This window comes from Kitasatospora sp. NPDC048239 (assembly GCF_043202015.1).
GTDB lineage: Bacteria > Actinomycetota > Actinomycetes > Streptomycetales > Streptomycetaceae > Kitasatospora.
The window spans coordinates 680,651-706,722 of sequence record NZ_JBICZP010000001.1 but is presented as its reverse complement, the minus strand read 5'-3'; the positions used below and the strand labels follow the sequence as shown (position 1 = coordinate 706,722).

The 26,072-nt window shown below is 73.1% G+C and carries 25 protein-coding genes; 15 read left to right on the top strand and 10 right to left on the bottom strand.

Annotated features, from left to right (window positions below; all coding sequences use genetic code 11):
• Positions 1-2 precede the first annotated feature (2 nt).
• On the top strand, positions 3-539 hold the full coding sequence (locus ACGFZP_RS03080) for a MarR family winged helix-turn-helix transcriptional regulator (RefSeq protein WP_392927935.1): 537 nt from the start codon (positions 3-5) through the stop codon (positions 537-539).
• Positions 540-579: 40 nt separating this feature from the next.
• Positions 580-1,110 (top strand): GNAT family N-acetyltransferase, encoded by a 531-nt coding sequence (locus tag ACGFZP_RS03075; protein WP_392927933.1) that lies wholly within the window; start codon positions 580-582, stop codon positions 1,108-1,110.
• A gap of 49 nt (positions 1,111-1,159) precedes the next feature.
• On the opposite strand, the gene ACGFZP_RS03070 is transcribed toward ACGFZP_RS03075, so the two are convergent.
• Complete coding sequence (locus ACGFZP_RS03070; protein WP_392927931.1) at positions 1,160-1,669, bottom strand: methylated-DNA--[protein]-cysteine S-methyltransferase; 510 nt, start codon at positions 1,667-1,669, stop codon at positions 1,160-1,162.
• Complete coding sequence (locus tag ACGFZP_RS03065; RefSeq protein WP_392927930.1) at positions 1,666-3,186, bottom strand: DNA-3-methyladenine glycosylase 2 family protein; 1,521 nt, start codon at positions 3,184-3,186, stop codon at positions 1,666-1,668. The genes ACGFZP_RS03070 and ACGFZP_RS03065 overlap by 4 nt, the downstream gene beginning before the upstream one ends.
• A 276-nt stretch (positions 3,187-3,462) precedes the next feature.
• On the opposite strand from ACGFZP_RS03065, the gene ACGFZP_RS03060 reads away from it, so the two are divergent.
• Positions 3,463-3,918, top strand: coding sequence for an ASCH domain-containing protein (locus ACGFZP_RS03060; protein ID WP_392927928.1), 456 nt, complete (start codon positions 3,463-3,465; stop codon positions 3,916-3,918).
• Positions 3,919-4,042: 124 nt separating this feature from the next.
• Here ACGFZP_RS03060 and rsgA read toward each other — a convergent pair whose 3' ends face one another.
• Positions 4,043-5,164, bottom strand: a complete 1,122-nt coding sequence (gene rsgA, locus ACGFZP_RS03055; RefSeq protein WP_392927926.1) for a ribosome small subunit-dependent GTPase A — start codon at positions 5,162-5,164, stop codon at positions 4,043-4,045.
• A 337-nt stretch (positions 5,165-5,501) separates the two neighbouring features.
• Positions 5,502-6,809, bottom strand: a complete 1,308-nt coding sequence (locus tag ACGFZP_RS03050; protein ID WP_392927924.1) for a YihY/virulence factor BrkB family protein — start codon at positions 6,807-6,809, stop codon at positions 5,502-5,504.
• Positions 6,810-6,985: 176 nt separating this feature from the next.
• Here ACGFZP_RS03050 and ACGFZP_RS03045 point away from each other — a divergent pair, with 176 nt between their 5' ends.
• The 11 genes from ACGFZP_RS03045 to ACGFZP_RS02995 all read left to right on the top strand — a co-directional run bounded on the left by ACGFZP_RS03045 (position 6,986) and on the right by ACGFZP_RS02995 (position 17,009).
• The gene (locus ACGFZP_RS03045) at positions 6,986-7,069 is read left to right on the top strand and encodes a putative leader peptide (RefSeq protein ID WP_353963037.1); all 84 of its coding nucleotides are present in this window, start codon (positions 6,986-6,988) and stop codon (positions 7,067-7,069) included.
• A gap of 199 nt (positions 7,070-7,268) precedes the next feature.
• A complete protein-coding gene (locus ACGFZP_RS03040) occupies positions 7,269-8,993 on the top strand; it encodes a nitrite/sulfite reductase (protein WP_392927923.1) in 1,725 nt (574 codons plus the stop codon).
• 37 nt (positions 8,994-9,030) lie between these two features.
• Positions 9,031-9,210, top strand: coding sequence for a hypothetical protein (locus ACGFZP_RS03035; RefSeq protein WP_392927922.1), 180 nt, complete (start codon positions 9,031-9,033; stop codon positions 9,208-9,210).
• Positions 9,191-9,892: a phosphoadenylyl-sulfate reductase gene (locus ACGFZP_RS03030; RefSeq protein ID WP_392927921.1), complete on the top strand. Its 702-nt coding sequence runs from the start codon at positions 9,191-9,193 to the stop codon at positions 9,890-9,892. The genes ACGFZP_RS03035 and ACGFZP_RS03030 overlap by 20 nt, the downstream gene beginning before the upstream one ends.
• Positions 9,893-9,963: 71 nt before the next feature.
• Positions 9,964-10,545 carry an adenylyl-sulfate kinase gene (gene cysC, locus ACGFZP_RS03025; RefSeq protein WP_392928332.1) on the top strand — a complete coding sequence of 194 codons (582 nt, stop codon included), beginning with the start codon at positions 9,964-9,966 and terminating at the stop codon, positions 10,543-10,545.
• A gap of 17 nt (positions 10,546-10,562) precedes the next feature.
• Entirely contained in the window at positions 10,563-11,498 is a 936-nt protein-coding gene (gene cysD / locus ACGFZP_RS03020; RefSeq protein WP_392928330.1) for a sulfate adenylyltransferase subunit CysD, read from the top strand.
• Positions 11,499-12,845 (top strand): sulfate adenylyltransferase subunit 1, encoded by a 1,347-nt coding sequence (locus ACGFZP_RS03015; protein WP_392927919.1) that lies wholly within the window; start codon positions 11,499-11,501, stop codon positions 12,843-12,845.
• 267 nt (positions 12,846-13,112) lie between these two features.
• Positions 13,113-14,285, top strand: a complete 1,173-nt coding sequence (locus ACGFZP_RS03010; RefSeq protein ID WP_392927917.1) for an aliphatic sulfonate ABC transporter substrate-binding protein — start codon at positions 13,113-13,115, stop codon at positions 14,283-14,285.
• A 211-nt stretch (positions 14,286-14,496) separates the two neighbouring features.
• Positions 14,497-15,300, top strand: coding sequence for an ABC transporter ATP-binding protein (locus ACGFZP_RS03005; protein ID WP_392927916.1), 804 nt, complete (start codon positions 14,497-14,499; stop codon positions 15,298-15,300).
• Positions 15,287-16,195, top strand: a complete 909-nt coding sequence (locus ACGFZP_RS03000; RefSeq protein WP_392927915.1) for an ABC transporter permease — start codon at positions 15,287-15,289, stop codon at positions 16,193-16,195. Before ACGFZP_RS03005 ends, ACGFZP_RS03000 begins: the two co-directional genes overlap by 14 nt.
• 10 nt (positions 16,196-16,205) lie before the next feature.
• Entirely contained in the window at positions 16,206-17,009 is an 804-nt protein-coding gene (locus ACGFZP_RS02995; RefSeq protein WP_392927913.1) for a sirohydrochlorin chelatase, read from the top strand.
• Between the two features lie 51 nt (positions 17,010-17,060).
• Here ACGFZP_RS02995 and ACGFZP_RS02990 read toward each other — a convergent pair whose 3' ends face one another.
• Positions 17,061-18,149, bottom strand: a complete 1,089-nt coding sequence (locus ACGFZP_RS02990) for a hypothetical protein (RefSeq protein WP_392927911.1) — start codon at positions 18,147-18,149, stop codon at positions 17,061-17,063.
• 118 nt (positions 18,150-18,267) lie between these two features.
• On the opposite strand from ACGFZP_RS02990, the gene ACGFZP_RS02985 reads away from it, so the two are divergent.
• A complete protein-coding gene (locus ACGFZP_RS02985) occupies positions 18,268-19,116 on the top strand; it encodes a helix-turn-helix transcriptional regulator (protein ID WP_392927909.1) in 849 nt (282 codons plus the stop codon).
• Between the two features lie 24 nt (positions 19,117-19,140).
• Here the strand turns inward: ACGFZP_RS02985 and ACGFZP_RS02980 are convergent, their stop codons facing one another.
• The 5 genes from ACGFZP_RS02980 to ACGFZP_RS02960 form a co-directional block, all read right to left on the bottom strand.
• Positions 19,141-19,902, bottom strand: a complete 762-nt coding sequence (locus tag ACGFZP_RS02980; protein WP_392927907.1) for a ricin-type beta-trefoil lectin domain protein — start codon at positions 19,900-19,902, stop codon at positions 19,141-19,143.
• Between the two features lie 50 nt (positions 19,903-19,952).
• Positions 19,953-20,675 carry a ricin-type beta-trefoil lectin domain protein gene (locus ACGFZP_RS02975; RefSeq protein WP_392927905.1) on the bottom strand — a complete coding sequence of 241 codons (723 nt, stop codon included), beginning with the start codon at positions 20,673-20,675 and terminating at the stop codon, positions 19,953-19,955.
• A 477-nt stretch (positions 20,676-21,152) separates the two neighbouring features.
• A complete protein-coding gene (locus tag ACGFZP_RS02970; protein ID WP_392927903.1) occupies positions 21,153-22,835 on the bottom strand; it encodes a DEAD/DEAH box helicase in 1,683 nt (560 codons plus the stop codon).
• 156 nt (positions 22,836-22,991) lie between these two features.
• Complete coding sequence (locus ACGFZP_RS02965; RefSeq protein WP_363609217.1) at positions 22,992-23,195, bottom strand: cold-shock protein; 204 nt, start codon at positions 23,193-23,195, stop codon at positions 22,992-22,994.
• Between the two features lie 296 nt (positions 23,196-23,491).
• A complete protein-coding gene (locus ACGFZP_RS02960) occupies positions 23,492-25,666 on the bottom strand; it encodes an MMPL family transporter (RefSeq protein WP_392927901.1) in 2,175 nt (724 codons plus the stop codon).
• Positions 25,667-26,072: the final 406 nt, after the last annotated feature.

Below are 26,072 nucleotides of genomic sequence, written 5' to 3'. Positions count from 1 at the left end.
CCATGTCGTCGTCACCGCCCGTTCCCGACCCTGCCGCAGGACCCGCCGATCCCCAGGCCGAGCTCGGGGCTCCGGCGATCGAGCGCGCCCGGCAGCTCACGGACGTGGTGACCCGGCTGCGGCGGGCGCTGCGCAGCAGCATCCGGACCGACTACCCGTGGGAGTCCCTGCCGATGGCGCAGGTCGAGCTCCTCCAGACGCTCGCCGCCGCCCCGCTGCGGGTCGGCGAGCTGGCCGCCCGCCAGCGGCTCGCCCCGAACACCGTCAGCGGGCTGGTCGGCAAGCTGCTCGAAGCCGGGTTCGTCGACCGCCAGGCCGACCCCGGCGACCGCCGAACCGCCCGGATCGCCCTCACCCCGGCCGGCCAGCAGCAGCTGGACGACTGGCAGCGCGCCCACGAGCGCCGGATCGCGACCGCGCTGGGCACCCTCGCCCCCACCGACCGCGAGGCCGTCATGCAGGCGCTGCCCGCCCTGGACCAGCTGGCCCAGGCGCTGGCCGTACCCGGCGAGCCCGCTGTGCCCGCCGGTCGCGAATAACCCGGTGCCGACCAGCCCGGTCGCCGCTAACGTCCACAGGGTGGACGACGCACTGGTACGGATCGAGCCCTGGACGGACACCGACCTCGCGCTGCTGCGCCGGGTCAACACCCCGGAGATGAAGAGGCACGTCGGCGGCCCGGAGACCGAGGAGCAGGTGCTGCACCGCCACCGGCGCTACCTGGGCTTCGTCCCGGCGGGTGTGGGGTGCATGTTCCGCATCGTGCTGTCGGAGACGGGCGAGCCGGTCGGCACCGTCGGGTACGCCGCACGAACCTGGCAGGGCGAGCCGGTCTACGAGATGGGCTGGAACGTCCTCCCGCTCCACCAGGGCCGCGGCATCGCCGTCGCCGCCACCCGGGCCGCGGTGGCCGCCGCCCGCACCGCCACCCGGGCCGCCGCCGGGCACCGCTACCTGCACGCCTTCCCCTCGGTGGACAACCCCGCCTCCAACGCCGTCTGCCGCAAGGCCGGCTTCTCACTGGTGGGCGAGACCGACTTCGAGTTCCCGGCCGGACGCCTCATGCGCAGCAACGACTGGCGGGTCGACCTCCCGGCCGCCGAAGCCTAGGTCCCGTCCGGCAGGATCGGCCGGACAGGACCTAGAAACCGGACAGGGCCTAGAAGAGGGCCCCGCTCTCCAGCCGGAGCAGTCGGCGCTTGTTCTCCACCCCGGCGGCGAAGCCGGTGAGGCTGCCGTTGGCGCCGATGACCCGGTGGCAGGGGCGGACGATCAGCAGCGGGTTGGCACCCACCGCGCCGCCGACCGCGCGGACGGCGCTCGGGGAGGCGCCGGCGGCCGCGGCGAGCTGGCCGTAGGTGATCGTCTCGCCATACGGAATGTCGTCCAGGGCGGCCCAGATCCGCTGCCGGAACTCGGTGCCGACCGGGGCGAGCGGGAGGTCGAAGACGGTCCGCGTCCCGGCGAAGTAGGCGGTCAGCTGGTCCACCGCCTCGGCGAGGGCGTCCGGGTCGTGGACCCAGTCGTCGGCGGGCTCGGTGCGGGCGCCCTTCTGGCCGGGGGCGGTGACGGCGGCCAGCGCGGCCGTCCCGCCGCCGTCCGGCAGGGTGCCGCTCAGCAGCAGCGGCCCGAACGGGCTGTCCATGATGGTGAAGACGGTGGTGCTCATGCGCGGTCGTGCTCCGTTTCGGTGCTGTGGTCGGTGGGGGCGCCCGCCCAGAGCCGGTGGACGGCGTAGGAGCGCCAGGGTGCCCAGGCGCCGGCGGCACGCGCGGCCGACTTCGGGTCGCCGGGCTCGCCGAGCCGGGCGAGGCCGTGGCGGATGCCGACGTCGCTCGGCAGGAAGACGTCGGGGTCGGCGAGGGCCCGCATCCGCAGGTAGCCGACGGTCCAGGGGCCGATGCCGGGCAGGGCGAGCAGCCGCTCCGCGGTCTCCTCCCGGTCCACGCCGCCGTCCAGCCGGACGACGCCCTCGGCGAGGGCCGCGCAGAGGCCGGTGAGGGCCCGGCGGCGGGCCGCGGGCATCGCGAAGTCCTCGGGGTCGGCCACCGCCAGGGCGCCGGCGCTCGGGAACAGCAGCCGCAGTCCGCCGCTGGGCTCGGGCAGCGCGCTGCCGTACTTCTCGGCGAGCCGGCCGGCCAGGGTGCGCGCGGCGACGACGGTGACCTGTTGGCCGAGCACCGCGCGGGCGGCCAGCTCGTGCGGGTCGACGTGGCCGGGCGAGCGCAGGCCCGGGCGGGCCCGGACGAGGGCGCCGAGCAGCGGGTCGGCGCCCAGCTGCTCGTCCACCGTGTCCGGGTCGGCGTCCAGGTCGAACAGGATCCGCAGCCGCTGGACGGCGGTCGGCAGGTCGCGCAGGTCGGCGAGCAGGAGCCGGCAGTTCAGCCAGCCGCGGGTCCGCGGATCCCCGGGCGCGAGGCCGTCGACCTCGGCGATGCCGTGGCCGTACGGGAGGGCGAGGGTGCGCCGGTAGGTCCGCACGCCGGGCCGGCCGCCGGGCACCACCTCCTCCACGCCGGGGACGGCCCGCAGCGCCAGGAAGTCGATCAGGTGGTCGCTGTCGAGCGCGCCGCGGTAGGCCAGGCGCAGCGTCAGCCCGCCGGCCGGTGTCGCGGTGCGCCGACCGGCGGTGACCTCGCCCCGCAGGGCGCTGGGGGTGCGGTCGTAGACCTCGCGGACGGTGTCGTTGAACTGGCGCACGGAGGCGAACCCGGCCGCGAAGGCGATCTCGGTGACCGGCAGCTCGGTGGTCTGGAGCAGCAGCCGGGCGGTCTGGGCACGGCGGGCCCGGGCCAGCGCGATCGGCCCGGCACCGAGTTCGGCGGTGAGCTGGCGCTGGAGCTGGCGGGCGCTGTAGCCGAGGTGCTGGGCGAGACCGGCGACGCCCTCGCGGTCGACGACGCCGTCGCCGATCAGCCGCATCGCCCGGCCGACGAGGTCCGCGCGGTGGTTCCACTCCGGGGAGCCTGGGACGGAGTCGGGGCGGCAGCGGCGGCAGGCGCGGAAGCCCGCGCCCTGGGCGGCGGCCGCGCTGGGGTAGAAGGTGCAGTTGGCGCGCTTGGGGGTCACCGCGGGACAGCTCGGTCGGCAGTAGATGCCGGTCGAGGTGACGGCCGTGAAGAAGACCCCGTCGAAGCGGGAGTCGCGGCTGTCCACCGCCCGGTACCGGATGTCGTCGTCGATCACGCCATCCAGTGTGCGGCACCCGCAGTACTGCCACTGGCGGAAATCGGACGTCGGCGTCGGGGGTCGGGCGGCCGGTCGGCCAGGGGCTGCGGAAGGGCGGATACGAGCCGGGCGCCAGGCCGAACCCGGGTTCGGTACAAGCCGGGTGCGAGCCGGGCGCGGGCGTGCGGGCCCGGTGGAAAACCAGGGGCCCGCGGGGATCTCCGGCGGCTACGCTGGCCGCTCCCGGACCCGGTCCGACCTGGTCCGACCCACCCCGAAACGACAGGAGCCCCGATGAGCGCGCAACCGTACGCCGGCCCGGACGACCCCCGGGTCGCCGCCCTGCCGGTGGAGCAGTTCGCCTTCCCCGGGCCGCTGCGCGACCGGTTGGTGGCGGCGATCCTGAGCGGCGCGAAGACCAGTACCACCGGGCTGCTCGCCGAGTACCGGCACGAGGGCGTGCCCCTTCCCCAGGTGGGCACCCGGGCGGCGGTGGTCGACTCGGCCGGTCGCCCGGTGGCCGTCACCGAGGTGACGGCCGTCCGGGTCGTCCCGCTGGCGGACGTGGACCTCGCGCACGCCGTCGACGAGGGCGAGGGCTACACCGCGGTGGCCGACTGGCGCGCCGGGCACGAGCGGTTCTGGCACAGCCCCGAGCTGCGCGCCGCCCTCGGCGACCCGGGTTTCACCGTGGACGACGGCACGCCCGTCATCCTGGAGCGCTTCCGCCTGATCGCCGACCTGCGCTGACCGGCCCGGGCCGGCCGCCCCTGGGCTGACCGGCCCTGGGCTGACCGGCCTGCAACCGGCCGGCCCTGACCGACCGCCCGGCCCGGTGCGGAGCGGATCCGCACCGGGCCGGGCGGCACAGGTCTCACCGCTTCACCGGACGCCCCGAGGCGCGTACCGACTTGGTGATGCTCTTCCACTTCTTCAGCCGGGCCGCGGCCAGCCGGGCGTCCGAGCGGGAGGCGATCCACTCGCTCTCGCGCTGGAGCTTGAGGTAGCTCTCCATCCGGCGCTGCGGCAGGGTGCCGTCCGCCAGCGCGGCCTGGACCGCGCAGCCGGGCTCGGTGTGGTGCCCGCAGTCCTGGAAGCGGCAGGCCTCGGACAGCCCCTCGATGTCGGCGAAGGCCATCGCGACGCCCTCGCCGCCGTAGAGGCCGACCTCGCGCAGACCGGGCGTGTCGATCAGCACCCCGCCGCCGGGCAGCGCGACCAGCTCGCGGGTGGTCGTGGTGTGGCGGCCCTTCTCGTCCACCGAGCGGGTCGCCTGGACGGCCATCCGCTCGGCGCCGGCCAGCGCGTTGGTCAGGGTGGACTTTCCGACGCCGGACTGGCCGACCAGCGCGGTGCTGCCCGGGGTGCAGGCCCGCAGCACGTCGATGCCCTCGCCGGTCTCGGCGCTGACCACCAGCACGGTGACGCCGGGGGCGATGGCCTCGACGTCGGCCCGGATGAAGTCGGCGTCGTCGACCAGGTCGGCCTTGGTCAGGACGACCAGCGGCTCGGCGCCGGACTCCCAGGCCAGGGCGAGGAAGCGCTCGATCCGGCCGAGGTCCGGGTCGGCGGCGAGCGAGGAGGCGATCAGCACGGTGTCGACGTTGGCGGCCAGCACCTGGCCGTCGGAGCGCTTGCCCGCGACCTTGCGGATGATCGCGGTCGAGCGCGGGAGCAGCGCGGCGACGGCGGGCATCGGCTCGGCCGCCAGGTCGACGGCCGCCCAGTCACCGGTGCACGGGCAGTTGATCATGTCGGCGTCGCCGACCGCCCGGGTGTCGGCCCGGACGGTGCGCAGCCCGCCGCTCTCCGGGTCGGCCAGGACGACATCGCACTGGCCGCGGTCGACGCGGACGATCCGGCCCGGGACGAGGCCGGCCTCGGCGAGCGGGGAGAAGAGGTCCTCGAACTCGGCCGTCCAGCCGTGGCCGGCCAGCGGGGAGTCGGAGGTGGTGGAGAAGTCGGAGAAAGACGGAACGGAGGCAGCGTTGAACAACGCAGTGGGCCCTTCGGGAGGAAAGTGATCCCGCCGGGCTGCGGCTGCGCGAGACGAACCTTGAGCGTCTCGGGTGGGTCAGCCGACGGCCGGGTGGGAGAGGTGGTGTACGCGAGCGCTGCCCAGGGCAGCCGTGACGGCAGTGACAGCCACGAGGCTCACCTCCTGCTTCTCTCCTGGGCCGCGAAGGCGGCCCCCGAACCGAACTGTTCACACCGTAGCGGGCACCCCTGGGGCTGCCAACCGGTTTTTCACCTGCGGTTCCGCCACCGCACCCGGCCGCCGCGGCCCGCCCCCGACCGCCCGCGCCCGAGCCGCCGCACGCCGCGGCGGACCGTTACTGCTGGTCCCACGGCGGCCGCGGCGGGTGGCCCGGCACGGGGTAGTCGGGCACGTGGTAGTCGGGCGGCGGCACGGTCGGGCGGTCGCTGTCCGGCGGCGGCGGGGTCGGCCGGTGGTGCGGGCCGCCCCGGGTGGTGAGTCGGCCGCGGACGTTGTCGGCGGCCAGCACGTCGGCCCAGCGCTCGGGGTACTCCGAGGGGACGTCGGCGTCCTCGCCCTCCTCCTCGTAGTACTCCTCCTCCGCGCCCTCGGCCAGGCCGAGCTCGCGCGCCCGCCGGGCCCGCTCGACGGCGCGCCGGGCGGCGACCTCGCGGACCACCGCCGCGGCCGCCTCCTCCTGCGCCCGCTCGTTCTCGGCGCGGGCGTCGGCGGTCTCCAGGGTGGGCCAGCGGCGGTCTATGGCGGCGTTCATGGCGGCGCCGATCAGTACCGCGATCGCGACCACGAAGATCCACAGCAGCACCGCGACCGGCGCGGCCAGCGAGCCGTACACCGAGTGGCCCTCGACCGAGCTGACCAGGTAGAGCCGCAGCGCCACACTGCAGAAGACCAGGACCACCAGGGCGACCAGCGCACCGGGGATGTCCTCGCGCCAGGGCGTGGAGACGGGCACCGCGAGGTGGTAGAGCGTGGTCAGCGAGACGATCAGCAGCAGGATGGCGAACGGCCAGTAGACCGCGTTCACCAGCGTCGCGACCCCGGGCAGCGCGTTCAGCACCAGCCCCGGCCCGGCCAGCAGCAGCGGCAGCACCAGCGAGCCGATCACCAGCGCGCCGAGATAGAGGCCGAGCGACATCAGCCGGGTCTTGACGATGCCGCGCTTGCCGTCCAGCCCGTACATCACGGTGATGGTGTCGATGAAGATGTAGAGCGCGCGCGAGCCGGACCAGAGCGAGAGCAGGAAGCCGATCGAGATCAGGTCCGGCCGGGTGTGGTCGAAGACGTCGTTGAGCAGCGGCACCACGACGTCCTGGATGGACGACTGCGAGAGCACCGTCCCGGCTGCCGAGACGATGTCCGACTTGAGCTGGTCGATCGTCCCGGCCCCGAGGAACTCGTCCAGGTACCCGAGGGTGGCGGCGAGGCAGAGCAGCAGCGGCGGGATCGAGAGCAGGGTGAAGAACGCCGCCTCGGCGGCGAGGCCGGTGACCCGGTACTCGACGCAGGTGTTGGTGGTGTCCTTGACCAGCGCCCAGGCCGTGCTGCGCCAGGTGACCTGCTTGACCGCGCGCCGGGAACCCCTGCCCCGACGCCGGGAGGACCGCTCGGGGCTGGGACTCGTCGTTTCGCCTGCTGGTTGCACAGGGCTAACGGTATCGGGCCGGGACCGGTCCGTTGATCTCCCGTGTCGCGGCCTGCCGCAGGGGGTCCGATCCGACGAGCGGCGGGAACGCTCCGACATCTCGCCATGCGAAACCTTTACGTCCAGAATACGGACGTTAGTGGACCGCGAGTCGTGCGCCGTGCGAATCTCTTGCCATGCCTAGCGCCGGAACCACCCTGGTCGGTCGACTCCACGTCGATCTGCTTCGCGTGTCCAGCGCCATGTGTCCGGTGATCTGAGCCCCACCCCGCTGCCACCCACCGCACCCGGCGCCACCACCCCGCCCATCCCCGCTGACGCGGATGCGCAGGCGCCCGCCCGGCCCCGGTCTGCTCTCCCGGCCCCTGACAAACCAGCAGGTCACAGCAGCACCGTACCCGTCGAGCACGCCCAGCGACCAACCCGGCGCCAGAGCCACCTGCCACGAAGGACTTCACCATGGCCACCTCCCCCGAGACCGCCGAGCCCACGGCCGACCGCGCCGCCGCGCCGCGCCCGGCACCGGTCCGCAAGGCGACCCGGCACCGCGGCGAGGGCCAGTGGGGCGTGGGCCACTTCACTCCTCTGAACGCCAACGAGCAGTTCAAGAAGGACGATGACGGTCTCAATGTGCGGACACGCATTGAGACGATCTACGCGCACCGCGGCTTCGACTCGATCGACCCGGCCGACCTGCGCGGCCGGATGCGCTGGTGGGGTCTGTACACCCAGCGCAAGGAGGGCATCGACGGCGGCAAGACCGCGATCCTCGACCCGCACGAGCTGGACGCCGAGTACTTCATGCTCCGCGTCCGCATCGACGGCGGCCGGCTGACGGTCGCCCAGCTCAAGGCGATCGCCGAGGTCTCCGAGCTGTACGGCCGCAACACCGCCGACCTGACCGACCGGCAGAACGTCCAGTACCACTGGATCCGGATCGAGGACGTCCCGGCGATCTGGCAGAAGCTGGAGGCCGTCGGCCTGTCCACCACCGAGGCCTGCGGCGACACCCCCCGCGTCATCCTCGGCTCCCCGGTGGCCGGTGTCGCCGAGGACGAGATCATCGACGGCACCCCGGCCATCGAGGAGATCCAGCGCCGCTTCATCGGCAACAAGGACTTCTCCAACCTGCCGCGCAAGTTCAAGTCCGCCGTCTCCGGCTCCCCGCTGCTGGACGTCGCCCACGAGATCAACGACGTCGCCTTCGTCGGCGTCGTCCACCCCGAGCACGGCCCCGGCTTCGACCTCTGGGTCGGCGGCGGCCTCTCCACCAACCCCAAGCTCGGCGTGCGCCTGGGCGCCTGGGTCCCGCTGGACGAGGTCGCGGACGTCTACGGCGGCGTCATCGGCATCTTCCGCGACTACGGCTACCGCCGGCTGCGCAACCGCGCCCGGCTGAAGTTCCTGGTCGCCGACTGGGGCGTGGAGAAGTTCCGCCAGGTGCTGGAGGACGAGTACCTCAAGTACCAGCTGGTCGACGGCCCCGCGCCCGAGGAGCCCAGCGGCCGCTGGCGCGACCACGTCGGCGTGCACCGGCAGAAGGACGGCCGCTTCTACGTCGGGTTCGCGCCGCGCGTCGGCCGGGTCGACGGCAGGCTGCTCGGCCAGATCGCCGACCTCGCCGCCGCCCACGGCAGCGACCGGCTGCGCACCACCGCCGAGCAGAAGATGATCGTCCTCGACATCGCCGAGGACCGGGTCGAGTCGCTGGTGGCCGGCCTGGAGGCGCTGGACCTGCGGGTCACCCCGTCGCCGTTCCGGCGCGGCACCATGGCCTGCACCGGCATCGAGTACTGCAAGCTCGCCATCGTCGAGACCAAGGAGCGCGGCCGCACGCTCATCGACGAGCTGGAGAAGCGCCTCCCCGACTTCGAGGAGCCGCTGACCATCAACATCAACGGCTGCCCGAACGCCTGCGCCCGCATCCAGGTCGCCGACATCGGCCTCAAGGGCCAGCTGGTCACGGACGACAACGGCGAGCAGGTCGAGGGCTACCAGGTGCACCTGGGCGGCGCCCTGGGCCTGGAGGCCGGCTTCGGCCGCAAGGTCCGCGGGCTCAAGGTCACCAAGGACGGCCTGCCGGACTACGTCGAGCGCGTCCTGACCCGCTACCAGGCCGGCCGCACCGAGGGCGAGCGCTTCGCCCAGTGGGCGGCCCGGGTCGGCGAGGAGCAGCTGTCATGAGCGCACGAAGCGGACGCCGAGCGAACCGAGGTGGGCGATGAGCGAGCGCGCCGCACCGTTCTTCTGCCCGTACTGCGGGGACGAGGACCTGCGCCCCTCCGAGGCCGGACACGGCGCCTGGGAATGCCACGGGTGCCGCCGGGCCTTCCAGTTGAAGTTCCTCGGCCTGCTGTCGCCGACCAACGGGGGTAAGGCGCATGACCAGCACGACGACTGACCACCAGGCGCTCGCCGAGCGGGCCGCCCGCGAGCTGGAGGAGGCCACCGCCCAGGAGATCCTGGCGTGGGCGGCCGACACCTTCGGCAAGCGGTTCTGCGTCACCTCCTCCATGGAGGACGCGGTCGTGGCCCACCTGGCCTCCTCGGCCCTGCCCGGGGTGGACGTGGTGTTCCTCGACACCGGCTACCACTTCCCCGAGACCATCGGCACCCGGGACGCGGTGGCGGCGGTGATGCCGGTCAACGTCATCACCCTCAAGCCGCTGCAGACCGTGGCCGAGCAGGACGCCCAGTACGGGCCGAACCTGCACGACCGGGACCCTGACCTGTGCTGCTCGCTGCGCAAGGTCGAGCCGCTGAACCGCGGCCTCGGCGGCTACGACGCCTGGGCCACCGGACTGCGCCGCGACGAGTCCCCCACCCGGGCCGGCACCCCGGTGGTCGCCTGGGACGCCAAGCGCCGCAAGGTCAAGATCGCCCCGATCGCCCGGTGGACCCAGGAGGACGTGGACGCCTACGTCAACGCCAACGGGGTCCTGCTCAACCCGCTGCTGTGGGAGGGCTACACCTCGGTCGGCTGCTCGCCGCTGTCCTGCACCCGCAAGCCCGCCGAGGGCGAGGACGCCCGGGCCGGCCGCTGGTCCGGCTCCGGCAAGACCGAGTGCGGCATCCACCTCTGACCCGCCGCCACCACCCGTTGCTCCACCGTCAACACCCGTCTGGAGAACCCACCGTGAGCACAGCCACCACCCTGGCCGCCGACGGAGCCGCAGAGGCGGCCCCGCAGGCCGCCCCCTGCGAGCGCGGCGCCACCGTGTGGCTGACCGGGCTGCCGAGCGCCGGCAAGACCACGCTCGCCTTCGCCCTGGCCGAGCGGCTGCGCGCCGAGGGCCACCGGGTCGAGGTCCTGGACGGCGACGAGATCCGCGAGTTCCTCTCCAAGGGTCTCGGCTTCACCCGCGAGGACCGGCACACCAACGTGACCCGGATCGGCTTCGTCGCCGAGAAGCTCGCCGCCAACGGCGTCAAGGTGCTCGCCCCGGTGATCGCCCCCTACGCGGACTCCCGCACCGCCGTCCGCGAGCGGCACGCCGCCCACGGCACCGAGTTCCTGGAGATCCACGTCGCCACCCCGGTCGAGCTCTGCGCCGAGCGCGACGTCAAGGGCCTGTACGCCAAGCAGGCGGCCGGCGAGATCTCCGGCCTGACCGGTGTCGACGACCCGTACGAGGCCCCCGCGGACCCGGAGCTGCGCCTGCAGACCCAGGGCCGCGCGGTGACCGAGAGCGCCGCCGAACTCCACGCCTTCCTGACCGAGAGGGGCCTCGCGTGACCACCGCGACCGACAGCCTGGTCCACACCGACGACCCCGACCACGGTTCACAGGGTCCCTTCGCACTGTCCCACCTGGACGTGCTGGAGGCCGAGTCGGTGCACATCTTCCGCGAGGTCGCGGGGGAGTTCGAACGCCCGGTGATCCTGTTCTCCGGCGGCAAGGACTCCATCGTCATGCTGCACCTGGCGCTCAAGGCCTTCCGGCCGGCCGCCATCCCGTTCTCGCTGCTGCACGTCGACACCGGCCACAACTTCCCCGAGGTGATCGCCTACCGCGACCGCGTCGCGGCCGAGCACAACCTGCGCCTGCACGTCGCCCACGTCCAGGACTTCATCGACGACGGCCGGCTGCGCGAGCGCCCCGACGGCACCCGCAACCCGCTGCAGACCGTGCCGCTGCTGGACGCCATCGAGAAGGGCCGCTTCGACGCCGTCTTCGGCGGCGGCCGCCGCGACGAGGAGAAGGCCCGCGCCAAGGAGCGCGTCTTCTCCCTGCGCGACGAGTTCGGCGCCTGGGACCCGCGCCGCCAGCGCCCCGAGCTGTGGTCGCTCTACAACGGCCGGCACGCCGTCGGCGAGCACGTGCGGGTCTTCCCGCTCTCCAACTGGACCGAGCTGGACGTCTGGCAGTACATCGAGCGCGAGGGCATCGAGCTCCCGGAGATCTACTACGCCCACGAGCGCGACGTCTTCTCCCGCAGCGGCATGTGGCTGACCGCCGGCGAGTGGGGCGGGCCCAAGGCGAACGAGCCGGTCGAGCGGCGCCTGATCCGCTACCGCACGGTCGGCGACATGTCCTGCACCGGGGCCGTCGACTCCGACGCGGTGACCATCGCCGACGTCATCGCCGAGATCGCCGCCAGCCGCCTCACCGAGCGCGGCGCCACCCGGGCCGACGACAAGCTCTCCGAGGCCGCGATGGAAGACCGCAAGCGCGAGGGATACTTCTAAATGAGCACCACCACCGAGACCAGCGCCACCTCCCTGCTGCGCTTCGCCACCGCCGGCTCCGTCGACGACGGCAAGTCCACCCTGGTCGGCCGTCTGCTGCACGACTCCAAGTCGGTGCTGGTCGACCAGCTGGAGGCCGTCGAGCGCGCCTCCCTGAGCCGCGGCCAGGACGCGCCCGACCTCGCACTGCTCACCGACGGCCTGCGCGCCGAGCGCGAGCAGGGCATCACCATCGACGTGGCGTACCGCTACTTCGCCACCGCGCGGCGGCGGTTCATCCTCGCCGACACCCCGGGGCACGTGCAGTACACCCGGAACATGGTGACCGGCGCCTCCACCGCCGAACTCGCCGTGGTCTTGGTCGACGCCCGCAACGGCGTGGTCGAGCAGACCCGCCGGCACGCCGCCGTCGCCGCGCTGCTGCGCGTGCCGCACGTCGTGCTGGCCGTCAACAAGATGGACCTCACCGAGTATGCGGAGCCCGTCTTCGCCGCCATCGCCGAGGAGTTCACCGCCTACGCCGCCTCGCTCGGCGTCAAGGACGTGGTCGCGATCCCGATCTCCGCACTCGCCGGGGACAACGTGGTCGAGCCCTCCGCCCACATGGACTGGTACGGCGGCCCGACGCTGCTGGAGCACCTGGAGACGGTGGCCGTCGACGGCGACCCGAGCGAGGAGCCGGCCCGCTTCCCGGTCCAGTACGTGATCCGCCCGCAGACCGAGGAGCACCCCGACTACCGCGGCTACGCCGGACAGTTGGCCTCCGGCGTGCTGCGCGTCGGGGACAGGGTGACGGTGCTGCCCTCCGGCCACACCACCACCGTCGCCGGCATCGACGCGCTCGGCCGGGAGACCGACGTCGCCTGGGCCCCCCAGTCGGTCACCGTCCGCCTCGCCGAGGACATCGACATCTCCCGCGGCGACCTGATCGCGGCCGGCCCCGCCCCGACGCCCGTCAAGGACGTCACCGCGACCGTCTGCCACCTGCACGAGCGCCCGCTGCGCGCCGGTGACAAGGTGCTGCTCAAGCACACCACCCGCACGGTCCGGGCGCTGGTCAAGGAGATCTCCTACCGGATCGACATCACTGCGCCCATCGAGGAGGGGGGCCTCGAACAGCGCCCCGCCCCCGAGGGGTTGAGCGTCAACGACATCGGCCACGTGGTGCTGCGCACCGCCGAGCCGCTCTCGCTCGACGACTACTCCGCCAACCGCCGGACCGGCTCGTTCCTGCTGATCGACCCGGCCGACGGCACCACCCTCACCGCCGGCATGGCGGGCGAGGCATTCGCGTCGGTACCCGGTACCGACGCACCCGACGCACCCCACGAGGAGGACTGGGTCTGATGCCCAGCGAGGCGTTCTCGGGCATGGACAAGGAAGGCGGCCGCATCGGCAGCGGCGTCCTCGGCAGCGGCCAGGGCGGCCTGACCCGATGTGTGGGCCGACAGGGCTGAGAACGCCCTGTCACCGGGCCGGCCGCTGTCCCACCCCACAGCTGGTACAGCACGCCGACCCGGCTTGCCCGGCATCCCCCGATGCCGCAAGCACGACCCGACCGACTTCCGCCCCGAGGCCGCCTCCTGACGGTCCGTCCGCGAACAGGACTCCACCATGGCATCGACCCAGGCACTCCCGCACGACCCCGCACCGCATAGCCCCGCACGCCCGGCCTCCGGTCGGATCAGACGCTCCGCCGCGGCCGCCGTCGCCGGTCTTACCGCCGTGGCCCTGCTCTCGGCCTGCGGCTACGGCTCGAAGAGCGACGACAAGAAGACCAACACCGCGGCCCCGGCCGGTGATTCCGCCTCCGGCGCGAAGCTCTCCGCCGACACCGTCAGGATCGGCTACTTCGCCAACCTGACCCACGGCACCCCGCTGGTCGGGCTCCAGGAGGGCCTCATCCAGAAGGAGCTGGGCGCCACCCAGGTCAAGACCCAGATCTTCAACGCGGGCCCGGCGGAGATCGAGGCGCTGAACGCCGACTCGATCGACATCGGCTGGATCGGCCCCTCCCCCGCGATCAACGGCTTCACCAAGTCCGAGGGCAAGTCGCTGAAGATCATCAGCGGTTCGGCCTCCGGCGGCGTCAAGCTCGTGGTCAACCCGGACAAGATCGGGTCGCTGGACGACCTCAAGGGCAAGAAGATCGCCACCCCGCAGCTGGGCAACACCCAGGACGTGGCGCTGCTCAACTACCTGGCCGGCAAGGGCTACAAGGTGGACGCGCAGTCCGGCGCCGGCGACGTCTCGGTGGTCCGCACCGACAACAAGGTCACCCCGGACGCCTACAAGCAGGGCTCGATCGACGGCGCCTGGGTGCCCGAGCCCACCGCCTCCAAGCTGGTCACCCTCGGCGCGAAGGTCCTGCTCAACGAGAAGGACGTCTGGCCGGACAAGAAGTTCGTGATCACCAACATCATCGTCTCGCAGAAGTTCCTCAGCGCACACCCCGACGTGGTGGAGGCCGTCCTGCGCGGCTCGGTGAACACCAACGCGTTCATCAAGGCCAACCCGGACAAGGCCAAGAGCGACGCCAACGAGGCCATCAAGAAGGAGGCCGGCAACGCCCTGGAGCCCGCCGTCCTCGACCCGGCCTGGCAGGACATCGACTTCCTGGACGACCCGCTGGCCGACACCCTGCAGGCGGAGGCGGACCACGCGGTGACCGCGGGTCTGCTCAAGAAGCCGAACCTGAACGGGATCTACGACCTGACCCTGCTCAACAAGGTGCTCAAGGCCAAGGGTCAGAGCGCTGTGGCGGACGCCGGACTCGGCACCAAGTAGCGCCCCGCACCACCGCGTAGCCGCGCCCCAAGCTCCGCGGTCCGGCTCCCCGCCCGCCCTGTCGATGCCCAGTCGATGCCCCGAGCACGGGGCGGGCGGGGCCGGACCCCGGCCCCACTTCGCCACCCCTCCCGGCCCCCGACGGGCCGGAGGACCCACGACCGCCCCCGGCCCCGGCCGGGAGGTGCTCCCAGATGCAGGAGGTGCCCGGATGACCCCGGCACTGACCACCTCGGAAGACGCCGTCGGCGTCGACGCCCGCGGCGGCACGCCCGCCGTCCGGATCTCGCACGTGCACAAGTCCTTCGGCCGCCCCGGCTCGGCGACCCCCGTCCTGGACGACATCACCCTCGATGTCGCACCGGGCGAGTTCGTCACCCTGCTCGGCGCCTCGGGCTGCGGCAAGTCCACCCTGCTCAACCTGGTCGCCGGCCTCGACCAGCCCACCGCGGGCTCGATCGAGGTGACCGGGGGTCGCCCCGCGCTGATGTTCCAGGAGCACGCGCTGTTCCCCTGGCTCACGGCCGGCAAGAACATCGAACTCGCCCTGCGGCTCGCCGGCGTGGCCCGCCCCGAGCGGAAGGCCGAGGCCGAGCGGCTGCTCGAACTCGTCCGCCTCCAGGGCTCCTACGGCAAGCGCGTGCACGAGCTGTCCGGCGGCATGCGCCAGCGCGTCGCGATGGCCCGCGCGCTCGCCCAGGGCGGCTCGGTGCTGCTGATGGACGAGCCGTTCGCCGCACTCGACGCCATCACCCGGGACGTCCTGCACGACGAGATCACCCGGATCTGGGCCGAGCGCAAGCTCACCGTCCTGTTCGTCACCCACAACGTGCGCGAGGCCGTCCGGCTCGCCCAGCGCGTCGTCCTGCTCTCCTCGCGCCCCGGCCGGGTCGCCCGCGAGTGGCGGATCGACCTGCCGCAGCCGCGCCGCATCGAGTCCACCGGCGTCGCCGACCTGTCCATCGAGATCACCGAAGAACTGCGTGGGGAGATCCGCCGCCATGGCCAGCACTGACACCACCCCGGTGATGGACAAGCGCCCCTCCACCGGTACCGACTCGGCCGACGTCGGGGCGGGCCTGGACGCGCTGGAGTCCGTCACGGCGCAGCACAGCTCCTTCGGCGAGGTGTTCCGCCAGAAGGCCCTGCCGCCGCTGCTCGGCGTGCTGCTGGTGCTCGCCGTCTGGCAGGGCGCGTACAGCCTGCACGTCACCACCGCCTACAAGCTGCCCAGCCCGGCCGACGTGTGGAGCGCCGCCGGGGACCTCTGGAGCGCCGGCACGCTGTTCTCGATCATCTGGACCAGCGTCTGGCGCGGCCTGTCCGGCTTCCTGATAGCCGTCCTCATCGGCACCCCGATCGGCCTGGTGGTCTCCCGGGTCAAGCCGGTGCGGGCCGCGCTCGGACCGGTGCTGTCCGGTCTGCAGTCGCTGCCCTCGGTCGCCTGGGTGCCGGCCGCCGTCATCTGGCTCGGCATCAACGACCAGATGATGTACGCGGTGATCCTGCTCGGCGCCGTCCCCTCCATCGCCAACGGCCTGGTGGCCGGCATCGACCAGGTGCCGCCGCTGTTCCTGCGCGCCGGGCGGACCATCGGCGCCACCGGCCTGTCCGGCGCCCGGCACATCCTGCTGCCGGCCGCGCTGCCCGGCTACCTGGCCGGCCTCAAGCAGGGCTGGGCGTTCTCCTGGCGCTCGCTGATGGCCGCCGAACTCGTCGCCTCCTCCCCCGACCTGGGCCTGGGCCTGGGCCGGTACCTGGAGAACCAGCGCGAGTTCTCCGACATGGCGGGCGTGCTGCTCGGCATCATCCTCATCCTGTTCGTCGGGATCGCCATCGAACTGCTGGTGTTCACCCCGATCGAGCGCCGGGTACTGCGCAACCGCGGCCTGCTGGCCGCCGTCAGGTAGGGCTCTCCTCATGTACGACCGCCGGCCGTCCGCCGCCCTCGCCGCCACCCCGGTGGCGGCGGGCGGCCCCGCCCTGCTGCTGATCGCCCACGGCAGCCGGGACCCTCGGCACGCCGCGACGGTGGCCGCGCTGGTCCACGAGGTCCGGGCGCTGCGGCCCGGGCTCGACATCGCCACCGCGTACCTGGACCACTGCGCCCCGCGGATCCCGCAGGTCGTCTCCCGGCTCTCGGACGCCGTGGCGGTGCCGCTGCTCCTCAACCGGGCGTTCCACGCCAAGCACGACATCCCCGCCGCCCTGCGCGCGACCGGCGCCGGCCTGCCGGTCGCGGACGTGCTCGGGCCCTCCCCCCTGCTGCTCGCCGCGCTGGACCGCCGCCTCGCCGAGGCCGGGCTGGAGGTCTCCTCCCCCGCCGTCCGGGCCCGCACCGGTGTGGTGCTGGCCGCGGCCGGCTCCTCCGACCCGGCCGCCGACGCCGCCACCCGGGCGCTCGCCGCCGAGTGGCGCCACACCCGCGGCTGGGCCGCCGCCGAGGTCGCCTACGCCTCCGCCGCCGGACCGCGGGTGCCCGAGGCCGTCGCCGCCCTGCGCCGCGACCCGGCGGTCGACCGGGTCGCCGTCGCCCCCTACCTGCTGGCCCCCGGACTGCTGCCCGACCGCATCGCCGACGGGGCCCGCGACGCCGACCTCCTCGCCGCCGTCCTCGGCGCCGCCCCCGAGCTCGCCCGCCTCCTGCTGACCCGCTACGACCAGGCGCGCTACGACCAGGCGCGCCTGACGTCCGCCACGGCCCCGGCCGCCCTGACCGCCTGAGCCGGGCCCGCCCCCGCACCCGTGCGGGGAGCAGGGGCGGTCCCGGTCGGGTCAGATCCTGCGCAGCGTGAAGGTGTCGGCCGGGGTACCGGCGATGAGCAGGTCGACGCGGCCGGAGAGCTGGTAGGTACTGCCGCCGGGCCCCGGGGTGAGGGCGGTGGGCACCCGGTCGGCGGAGGGGCGGACGGCGGTGAGGCGGGCGGTCCGCCAGTGGTCGTCGGAGCGGAGCTCGACCTCGGCGTCGCGGCCCGTGCCGCCGAAGTCGTTGGTCACCCCCGCGATGCCGCCGTCCGGGCGGCCGAGCAGGCCGTCGAGGTGGACCAGTGCCCCCGCACCGCCGCCGAGCACCTCGATCCGGCGCAGGCCCTCGGGCCGGTGGACCGGGAGCTGCCACAGCGTCCCGTCCTCCCAGGTGCCGAGGACCAGCCGGCCGTCCCGGTAGACGATGCCGTTGAGGCCGTAGCCGCCGGGCTTCGGCGCCAGCCGGTCGTCACGGACCAGCACGGAGGCGGCGCCGTCCACCCCGACCCGGTACACGATCGGCGCGAAGGAGTCGGTGACGTACGCCGTCCCGTCCGGGCCGAAGGCGAGGTCGTTGGCCGCGTGCGGGCCGCCGTCGCCCGCGACCGCCGCGAGGTCCGTGTAGAAGATCCGGCGCCCGGTCTCCAGGTCGTACGCGCCGACCCCGGCGGTCCGGCCGGTCGTGGCGGGGGTGCTGCGGGCGCCGGCCCCGTTGTCGAGGTTGGCCAGCAGGACGCGCCCGCGGGCCGCGTCCACGTGCAGGCCGGCGACCTGCACCAGGACGCCCGGGTCGTCGACCAGCGTGCGGACCGGGCCGTCCGGGCGGACCACCGAGATGGTGCCGCGCTCCATCGAGCCGACCAGGAACCGCCGGCGGTCCTGGTCCCAGCTCGCCCCCTCCGGGGTCAGCCGCGGTGCGTGGCCCTCGATCACGGCCGGGGCCCGCCCCGACCCGGCCCCCGACCCGGCCGCGGCGGCGGGCAGCGAGCCGGTGGTGCCGAGCAGGACGGCCGCCGCCGCGGCGGCGATCAGGGCCCGGCGGCCCTGGAGGCCCGCGCGGCCCGGGAGGTGCAAACGGCTCTGGTGGTTCTGACGGTTCTGGTGGTTCTGACGGTTCATTGGAGAATCCCCCTGTGAGGTCGAGCGATCGGCTGAGGGCTCCAGCCTCGCGGGGCGGGGCGGCACGCGGCAGTGCGTGCGGATACTGGCAGTCCGACTACCAGGAAGGGGCGGGGGAATGACCGACACGGAGGTCCGCCGGAAGGCGCTTTCGGGCTTCCTGCGCAGCCGGCGGGCCCGGCTGACGCCGGAGGACGTCGGGATGGCACCGGGGGTGCGGCGGCGGACACCGGGGCTGCGGCGGGAGGAGCTGGCCGTGCTCGCCGGGGTCGGGGTGACCTGGTACACCTGGCTGGAACAGGGCCGGGCCATCAACCCGTCCCCGGAGGTGCTCACCAGCCTGGCCCGCACCCTGCGGCTGGACCGGGCGGAGACGGCCTACCTGTTCCGGCTGGCCGGGAGCGAGCCCCGGGAGGCCGCCGCGCAGGTGCCGGCCGAGGTGCCGGCGCCCCTGCTGCGCCTGATGCACGCGCAGTGGCCCGCGCCGGCCCTCGTGACGGACGCGGACTGGGACGTCCGGGCGTGGAACCCGAGCGCCGAGGCGCTGTTCGAACTGGCCGGCCTCGCACCGGAGGAGCGCAACCTGGTCCGGGTGGTGTTCGGCAACCGGCTCCACCGGACCAGGACCGTCGACTGGGCGCTGCACGCCCGCCGGTTCCTCGGGGAGCTGCGGTCGGCGTACGCGGAGCGCGGCGGCGAGGGCGACGCGGCGGGGCTGCGGCTGGCACGGCTGATCGCCTGGGTGCGGGCGGAGTTCCCGGAGACGGAGCGCTGGCTGGACGAGCACCGGGTGCAGGAGCGGGCGGGGGCGCAGAAGGACCTGCTGCACGAGGAGGTGGGGCTGCTGCGGACCGACCAGCTGGTGCTGCGGGCCCCGGACGGGCTGCAGCTGCTGGTCCTGTCACCACGGGACGCGGAGACCGGGGAGCGCCTTCGCAGGCTCGCCCCGGCCGCCGCGACCGTGTGACCTCGTGACCTTTCGGCTACCGCGTCAGGCAGGCAGGTGCCAGACCTGGTTGGCGTAGCCGTTGCAGTCCCAGATGCCGAGCTGGTTGCCGTTGGTGGTGGAGAAGCCGAGGTCGTCCAGGCAGCGGCCGGACTGCGGGTTGAACAGCGAGCCGTCGGCGCGGGCCTGCCACTGCTGGGCGCCGGTGCCGTTGCAGTCGTAGATCTGGACGAGGGTCCCCTGGGCGCTGTTGCCGCCCTTGACGTCCAGGCACCTGCCGAGGGCGCGCACGGTGCCGTCGGCGCCGATCTTCCACTGCTGGGCGGCGGTGCCGATGCAGTCGTAGATCTGGACGGGGGTGCCGTTGGCGGGGCTGCCGCCGCGGACGTCGACGCACTTGTTGCCGTACCCGGTGATCTGGCCGACCGGGCCGGCCGGCACCACGGAGCCCAGCACGACCTGCCCGTAGGAGGCCATGGACAGGCTGAAGCACGGCGCGAAGGTGGTCCCGTTGCCGGTGACCCAACCGCTCGTGGTTCCCTGCCAGGTCTGGCTGGTGCCGTCCCAGCCCTGGCACCAGGCCGCGACCCGCCAGGTCTGCATGGGGTCGATGCCGGAACAGGTGCCGATGACCCGGTCTCCCGCCAGGGTGGCGGTACAGCCGCCGGTGACGGCCTGCGTGGCGGCTGCCGGGGCGGCGGCCCGGGTGGCGGCCTGCGGTACGGGCTGGGCGTTGGCGGCCGGCGCCGCGAGTGCGGCGGCTCCGGCGAGCAGGACGGTGGCGAACACGGCTGCGATGCGGCGCATCGGGGAGATCCTCTCTAGGGGGTGATCCGGTCGGTTCGGTTGCCGTGCCGTCAGGCCGGGACGCTCCAGACCTGGTTGGCGGCGCCGTTGCAGTCCCAGATGCCGAGCTGGTTGCCGTTGGCTGTGGAGAAGCCGAGGTCGTCCAGGCACCGGCCGGACTGCGGGTTGAGGATCGACCCGTCGGCGCGGACCTGCCACTTCTGGGCGCCGGTGCCGTTGCAGGTGTAGAGCTGGACCTTGGTGCCGTTGTTGACGCCGCCGCCGTCGATGTCCATGCACTTGCCGAGGGCCCGGATGGTCCCGTCGGTGGCGATCTTCCACTGCTGGGCGCTGGTGCCGTTGCAGTCGTAGATCTGGACGGGGGTGCGGTCGCCGCTGCTCGCGCCCTTCACGTCCACGCACTTGCTCGCGTAGCCGCTGATCTGGCCGACCGGGCCGGCGGGCTCGGGCGGGAGCTTGGCGCCGTAGACGATGTTCGGGAACCACACGGTCTCGTTGATGCCGCACGTGGCGATGGCCGTGCCGGAGCCGAGCACGGTGCCACTGAAGGTCGGACGGGAGAACCGCACCGTGTGGTCGGCGTTCCAGTACTCGCAGCTGGCCGAGACCCACCAGGTCTGCAGCGGGTCGATGCCGGAGCAGGTGCCGACGGCGTTCCAGGCGGAGGCGTACGCGGTGCAGCCTCCGGCCGCCTGGGCGGTGGTGGCGGGCGCGACCAGTGCGGCGGCGCTTGCGATCAGTGAGGTGGCCAGTACTGCGGCGGTACGACGCATCGGGAAGGTCCTTCCGAAGACGGGAGCCGTAGGGGTCCGCGCACTGTCACCGCGTTGTGACGGTGTGACAGATGTGCGGGACGCGTGAAAGCTTCTGGGGAAGGTGTGATGGTCGTCAACCAGTTGACGGATATCCGCCAACGCTCCGTTCACGGATCAGGATCGGCCGCCGCCGGGGCCGGACCGGTCCCGAGCAGCGCACCGACCGCCGGCGCCGGGCCCCACCAGGCACGGAGACCGCCACCCGATGCGACCGGAAAGAATACGAAGCCCGCCGGATTGCGGACGTCCGGCGGAGCCGGGGGCGGGTGAAATGAGCATGTTCATGCAAATCCGGGCGTCGGCCGCGAAGGGTCCGGCCCGGTACGCCCGGAGCGCTGGGGGCCGGCGGACGAGAAGGTGCCGGCGAACGAAGAACGGCGGCGGGGGCGGGCCCGTTCGGGCCTGCCCCCGCCGCCGTCGCAGCGTGCCGGTGTCTCAGTCGGTCTTGCGGCGCTGGCGACCGGTGCCGTAGTTGGAGCCGGATCCGGAGCCGGAGCCGGGCTTGGCGCGCCCGGAGGAGCGGCCGATGAAGCCGGCCGCCTGGCGGGAGGAGCCGCCGCCCTGGCCGCCGCCACCGCCCGCGGCGCCGCCGACGCGCTGCTTGGGGCGCGGGCGGCGCGGGTTGCCGTTCATGTCGACGTCGGCCGGCAGGCCGGAGCGCTTGCCGGAGCGGCGGCGCGGCGAGGAGCCGGCGGGCTTGGCCTCGGGGGCCGCGGCGGTGACCGGAACGGCCACGGTGACCGGGGTGCCGCTGGGGGTGCGGGCGCCGGTGATCCGGGCGAGCTCGGCGTCGCCGGGGCGGATCCTGGTCGTGGTCGGCCGGATGCCGGCCACCGTCATCAGTCGGCTGACCTCGCGGCGCTGCTCGGGCAGGACGAGGGTGACGACCGTGCCGGACTCGCCGGCCCGGGCGGTACGGCCGCCGCGGTGCAGGTAGTCCTTGTGGTCGATCGGCGGGTCGACGTTGACGACCATGTCGAGGCCGTCGATGTGGATGCCTCGGGCGGCGACGTTGGTGGCGATCAGCGCGGTGACGAGACCGTCCCGGAACTGGTCGAGCACCCGGTTGCGCTGCGGCTGGGACTTGCCGCCGTGCAGCGCGGCCGCCTTCACGCCGTTGGCGAGCAGCTGCTTGGCGAGGCGGTCGGCGCCGTGCTTGGTGTGCACGAACATGATCAGCCGGCCCTCGCGGGAGGCGATGTGCGCGGTGGCGGAGGCCTTGTCGGCGGCCTCCAGCTGCAGCACGTGGTGGTCCATCGTGGTGACGGCGCCGGCCGACGGGTCGACCGAGTGGGTCACCGGGTCGGTCAGGAAGCGCTTGACCAGGCGGTCGACGTTGCGGTCCAGGGTCGCGGAGAACAGCATCCGCTGCCCGCCCTCGGCGACCTGCTCCAGCAACTTGGTGACCTGCGGCAGGAAGCCCATGTCGGCCATCTGGTCGGCCTCGTCGAGCACCGTGATGGCGACGTCGGACAGCCGGACGTCACCGCGGTTGATCAGGTCGTCCAGTCGGCCCGGGGTGGCGACGAGCACCTCGGCGCCCCGGCGCACGGCGTTGGCCTGCCGGGTGATGGACATCCCGCCGACGACGGTGGCGATCCGCAGGTTGACGGCGGTCGCGTACGGGGTGAGGGCGTCGGTGACCTGCTGGGCCAGCTCGCGGGTCGGCACCAGGACGAGCGCCAGCGGGTGGCGGGAGTCGGCGCGCCGGCCGGCGGTGCGGGCGAGCACCGGCAGGCCGAAGGCGAGGGTCTTGCCAGAGCCGGTGCGGCCGCGGCCGAGCACGTCGCGCCCGGCCATCGAGTCGGGCAGGGTGGCGCCCTGGATCGGGAACGGCTCGGTGACACCCTCGCGGGTGAGCGTGCTCAGGATGCCCTTGGGCAGGTCCAGCTCGGCGAAGCTCGTCACCGGGGGCCGGGCCGGGGTGCCCTCGACCACGGTGAAGTCGGCGGGCGCAGCGGCACGCGGGGCGCTGTTGCGCGGGGCGCCGCCCCGGGAGGCACGCGGGGCGCCGCCGGTACGGGGGGCACCGCCGCTGCGGGTGCGCGGCTTGCGCGAGCGGTCGGTGCGGTCGGTGGTGCGGTCGCCGTCACGCGGCGAGCGGGCAGGGGTGGTCACGGAGTCTCCGTCCGATGGTGGGCAGCCCTGTGCGGGGCTGGTCGGCCGTCGGGGATGGAGTCGCCGCCCCGGCCGTTCGGCGGCATGCACGAGGGCCCGCACCGTGCGGTACGGGCCCTCGCTACGCGAGATCGCGAGTCAGCTCGGAAGCTGGACTCAGATGACGCGGATGTGCTCGGCCTGCGGGCCCTTCTGGCCCTGCGTGACGTCGAACTCGACCTTCTGGCCCTCGACGAGCTCACGGAAGCCCTGAGCCTCGATGTTCGAGTAGTGGGCGAACACGTCAGCGCCGCCACCATCCTGCTCGATGAAGCCGAAGCCCTTTTCGCTGTTGAACCACTTCACGGTGCCGGTAGCCATAACCGTCTCCTCAAAAACTGGGGCATCAGGGCCCACACCTCGTGGACCCCAAGTAGCCGCGATCCCCATCCGGAGACTGAAACACCGGACAAAACAAATGCGCCTGTTGGTTGGAACCAGCAGGCGCACACAAACGTTCATGGGAACCAAAACTGCAACTGGTTCGACTGTAGCACGGCGTCACCCCGATTGACCGGGGGGTTTTTGCCCAGCACGTCACGTTTGCAGGCCGTGGAACAGGGGCAGGCGGCGCCCGCCGAAGCGGACGCCGCCTGCCTTGCTCCTGCTACCGGCGGTCAGTGCCGTCCGGCCGGCTCCGGCAGGCCGTGCGTACCGGTCAGCGGGGCCGCCCCGGCCCCGTGCTCGTCGTCGGCGCCGTGGCCGGGCCACCAGGCGGCGCGGCCGATCAGCGCGGTGAGCGCCGGGGTGAAGAAGAGCGCCATCACGAAGGCCGCCAGCGCGATGCCGAAGGCCATCGCGAAGCCGAACTCCAGCATGAAGACGTTGCCCGCGAGCATGAAGGTCGCGAACGACGCCGCCAGGATGAACCCGGCCGCCGCGACCGTCGGACCGCCGTGGCGCAGCGCCTCACGGGCCGCCTCACGCGGGTTGCGGCCCGCACGGGCCTCCTCCCGCAGGCGGGCGATGATCAGGATGTTGTAGTCCGTACCGATCGCCACCACGAAGAGGTAGATGAGGATCGGCAGCATGAACATCAGGCCGGTCTCGCTGCCGATCTGCTGGAAGATCAGCGTGGCGGCACCGAGGGTCGCCGTGAAGCCGAGGCCGACCGAGACCATCAGGTACCACGGGGCGACCACGCTGCGCAGCTGCAGGCCGAGGATGAGCAGGATCAGCAGACCCGCGATCGGGAAGACCAACTTGTAGTCGTGGGTCATCGCGAGGTTGATGTCCTTGTAGACGGCGGTCAGACCGCCGACCTTCGCCTCCGTACCGGTCGGCGCCTGGCCGTGGGCCACGTCGCGCAGGTCGGTGAGGGTGTCGATCGCCTCGTTGCTGTCCGGCTTGTGGTTGAGCAGCACGGTGAAGTCGGCCGTCTTGCCGTCCTCGCTGAGCTGGGGCTTAGCCGCGACCGGGGACACTCCGGACACCGAGCTGAGCTTGGCCGCGTAGCTCTCGAACGCGGCCGGGTCGAGCTTGGCACCGGCGGTGCTGGTCAGGTAGACGTGGCTCGGGTCCGCCGCGCCGGCCGAGAAGCCGTTCATCAGCTTGTCCTGGACGACCATCGACTCCTTGTCCTTGGGCATGGAGCTGCCCGCCAGGTCGAAGGTGCCGTTGTAGCCCAGGGCGCCGGCCGACAGCGCCACCAGCACGCCGCCGGAGGCCAGGGCCACCAGGGCGGGGCGCTTCTCCACCATCCGGCCGAGCGCGGCGAACCTCGCGTTGTTCGGCTCGTTCATCCACTTCTTGCCCGGCCAGAACACACCGCGGGCCGGGATGACCGCGAGCACGGCCGGGGCCAGGGTGAGCGAGGCGAACGCGGTGACGACCACGGCGATGGCCAGGGCCGGGCCGAGCGCCTTGAACATGCCGAGGCTGGAGAGCACCAGCACCGCGAAGGCGACGGTGACCGCACCGGCCGCCGAGGCGATCGCCTCGCCGACCCGGCCGACGGCGTTGGCCACGGCCTCCTTGCGGTCGTCACCGGCCCGCAGCCGCTCGCGGTAGCGGAACGCCAGGAAGAGGAAGTAGTCGGTGCCGACGCCGAGCACGACGACGATCAGGATCGCCGACAGCACCGGGGTGCTCTCCAGGCCGAACGCCTTGGTGGCGTAGGCGATCACGCCGTTGGCCGTCGGCATCGCGACCACCAGCGAGATCAGGACCGGCAGGATGCCGGCCAGGATGCTGCGGAAGATGATCCCGACGATGATCGCGACCAGGAGGACCGTGGACATCGCGATGAGGGCGTCGGCCGAGCCGGAGGACTCCTTCTGGTCCAGGGCCTGGGCGGCGGCGCCGCCCAGCTGGAACTTCAGGTCGGTCCCCGAGGACAGCGACTTGCCCTCCTCCCGGAGGTGCTTGGCGGCCTCGCCGAAGTCCTCGGACTGCTGCTTCGCCTTGTCGATGGCGATCGGCGCGAGCGCGTACTTGCCGTCCTTGGACGTCGTCTGCTCGCTGACCGGGATGATCTTCTCGACGTCCGCGATCTTCTTGTCCGTGAGGCCCTGGACGATCTTGGCCATGGCGGCCTTGTCGGCGTCGTTCATCGCGCCGCCGTCGTTGCGCTCGAAGAGCGCCAGGGCGGAGGGCGTGAAGCTGGCCGGGAACGCCTTCTCCTGGAGCGCGGAGGCCTGGATGGACTCGTAGTGCTTCGGGAGGAAGGAAGCCTCGTCGGTCTGCGCGGTGATCGTCGGCGCGCCGGCCACGATGGCGATCATCGCGACGACCCACGCCGCGATCACCCACCAAGCGCGACGGACGACAAAGTGTCCTAGTCGGTGGAACATGCTCGTGATGCCTCCTGGGCATGGTTCACCGCAGCCCTTGGGGGACGGGACGCCGGGCGACGGCAGGACCGGCAGGCATGGCGAAGAAGCCCACACCTAGCCGGTCGGCAGGTAAGTAAGAGATAACATCATCCTACGAGAACTTGCCTGCCGCCCGGCAAGCAGCCCCCGTAAGCCACCCCCTCGGGGACGCCGCGTGACGACCCCGCACCATCTTCACCCGCCGACCGGCCCGCTGACCTCGTGCTCCGGGTGGAGACCGCTCCCCCTCAGGGTGGAGTTTCCCCCCACTCCCAGGGAGGAGACATCAGGGTTGCCTGGTAGGGATAACCCCACCCCTTCCCCGAGGCGGGCCCCCGGGACGACTCCCCCGGTAGCCGGATACCTCCCCAACCCCCCGTTCCCT

What these genes read in the sequence shown, in the direction of transcription:
- ACGFZP_RS02990 (WP_392927911.1), bottom strand. Translation starts at nt 18,149, where the DNA reads ATGAACCGTCAGAACCACCAGAACCGTCAGAACCACCAGAGCCGTTTG.
- ACGFZP_RS03015 (WP_392927919.1), top strand. Translation starts at nt 11,499, where the DNA reads ATGAGCACCACCACCGAGACCAGCGCCACCTCCCTGCTGCGCTTCGCC.
- ACGFZP_RS03040 (WP_392927923.1), top strand. Translation starts at nt 7,269, where the DNA reads ATGGCCACCTCCCCCGAGACCGCCGAGCCCACGGCCGACCGCGCCGCC.
- ACGFZP_RS03030 (WP_392927921.1), top strand. Translation starts at nt 9,191, where the DNA reads ATGACCAGCACGACGACTGACCACCAGGCGCTCGCCGAGCGGGCCGCC.
- ACGFZP_RS03000 (WP_392927915.1), top strand. Translation starts at nt 15,287, where the DNA reads ATGGCCAGCACTGACACCACCCCGGTGATGGACAAGCGCCCCTCCACC.
- ACGFZP_RS03045 (WP_353963037.1), top strand. Translation starts at nt 6,986, where the DNA reads ATGCCTAGCGCCGGAACCACCCTGGTCGGTCGACTCCACGTCGATCTG.
- ACGFZP_RS03010 (WP_392927917.1), top strand. Translation starts at nt 13,113, where the DNA reads ATGGCATCGACCCAGGCACTCCCGCACGACCCCGCACCGCATAGCCCC.
- ACGFZP_RS03060 (WP_392927928.1), top strand. Translation starts at nt 3,463, where the DNA reads ATGAGCGCGCAACCGTACGCCGGCCCGGACGACCCCCGGGTCGCCGCC.
- ACGFZP_RS02975 (WP_392927905.1), bottom strand. Translation starts at nt 20,675, where the DNA reads ATGCGTCGTACCGCCGCAGTACTGGCCACCTCACTGATCGCAAGCGCC.
- ACGFZP_RS02995 (WP_392927913.1), top strand. Translation starts at nt 16,206, where the DNA reads ATGTACGACCGCCGGCCGTCCGCCGCCCTCGCCGCCACCCCGGTGGCG.
- ACGFZP_RS03080 (WP_392927935.1), top strand. Translation starts at nt 3, where the DNA reads ATGTCGTCGTCACCGCCCGTTCCCGACCCTGCCGCAGGACCCGCCGAT.
- ACGFZP_RS02960 (WP_392927901.1), bottom strand. Translation starts at nt 25,666, where the DNA reads ATGTTCCACCGACTAGGACACTTTGTCGTCCGTCGCGCTTGGTGGGTG.
- ACGFZP_RS03035 (WP_392927922.1), top strand. Translation starts at nt 9,031, where the DNA reads ATGAGCGAGCGCGCCGCACCGTTCTTCTGCCCGTACTGCGGGGACGAG.
- ACGFZP_RS02985 (WP_392927909.1), top strand. Translation starts at nt 18,268, where the DNA reads ATGACCGACACGGAGGTCCGCCGGAAGGCGCTTTCGGGCTTCCTGCGC.
- ACGFZP_RS03070 (WP_392927931.1), bottom strand. Translation starts at nt 1,669, where the DNA reads ATGAGCACCACCGTCTTCACCATCATGGACAGCCCGTTCGGGCCGCTG.
- ACGFZP_RS03005 (WP_392927916.1), top strand. Translation starts at nt 14,497, where the DNA reads ATGACCCCGGCACTGACCACCTCGGAAGACGCCGTCGGCGTCGACGCC.
- ACGFZP_RS02980 (WP_392927907.1), bottom strand. Translation starts at nt 19,902, where the DNA reads ATGCGCCGCATCGCAGCCGTGTTCGCCACCGTCCTGCTCGCCGGAGCC.
- ACGFZP_RS02965 (WP_363609217.1), bottom strand. Translation starts at nt 23,195, where the DNA reads ATGGCTACCGGCACCGTGAAGTGGTTCAACAGCGAAAAGGGCTTCGGC.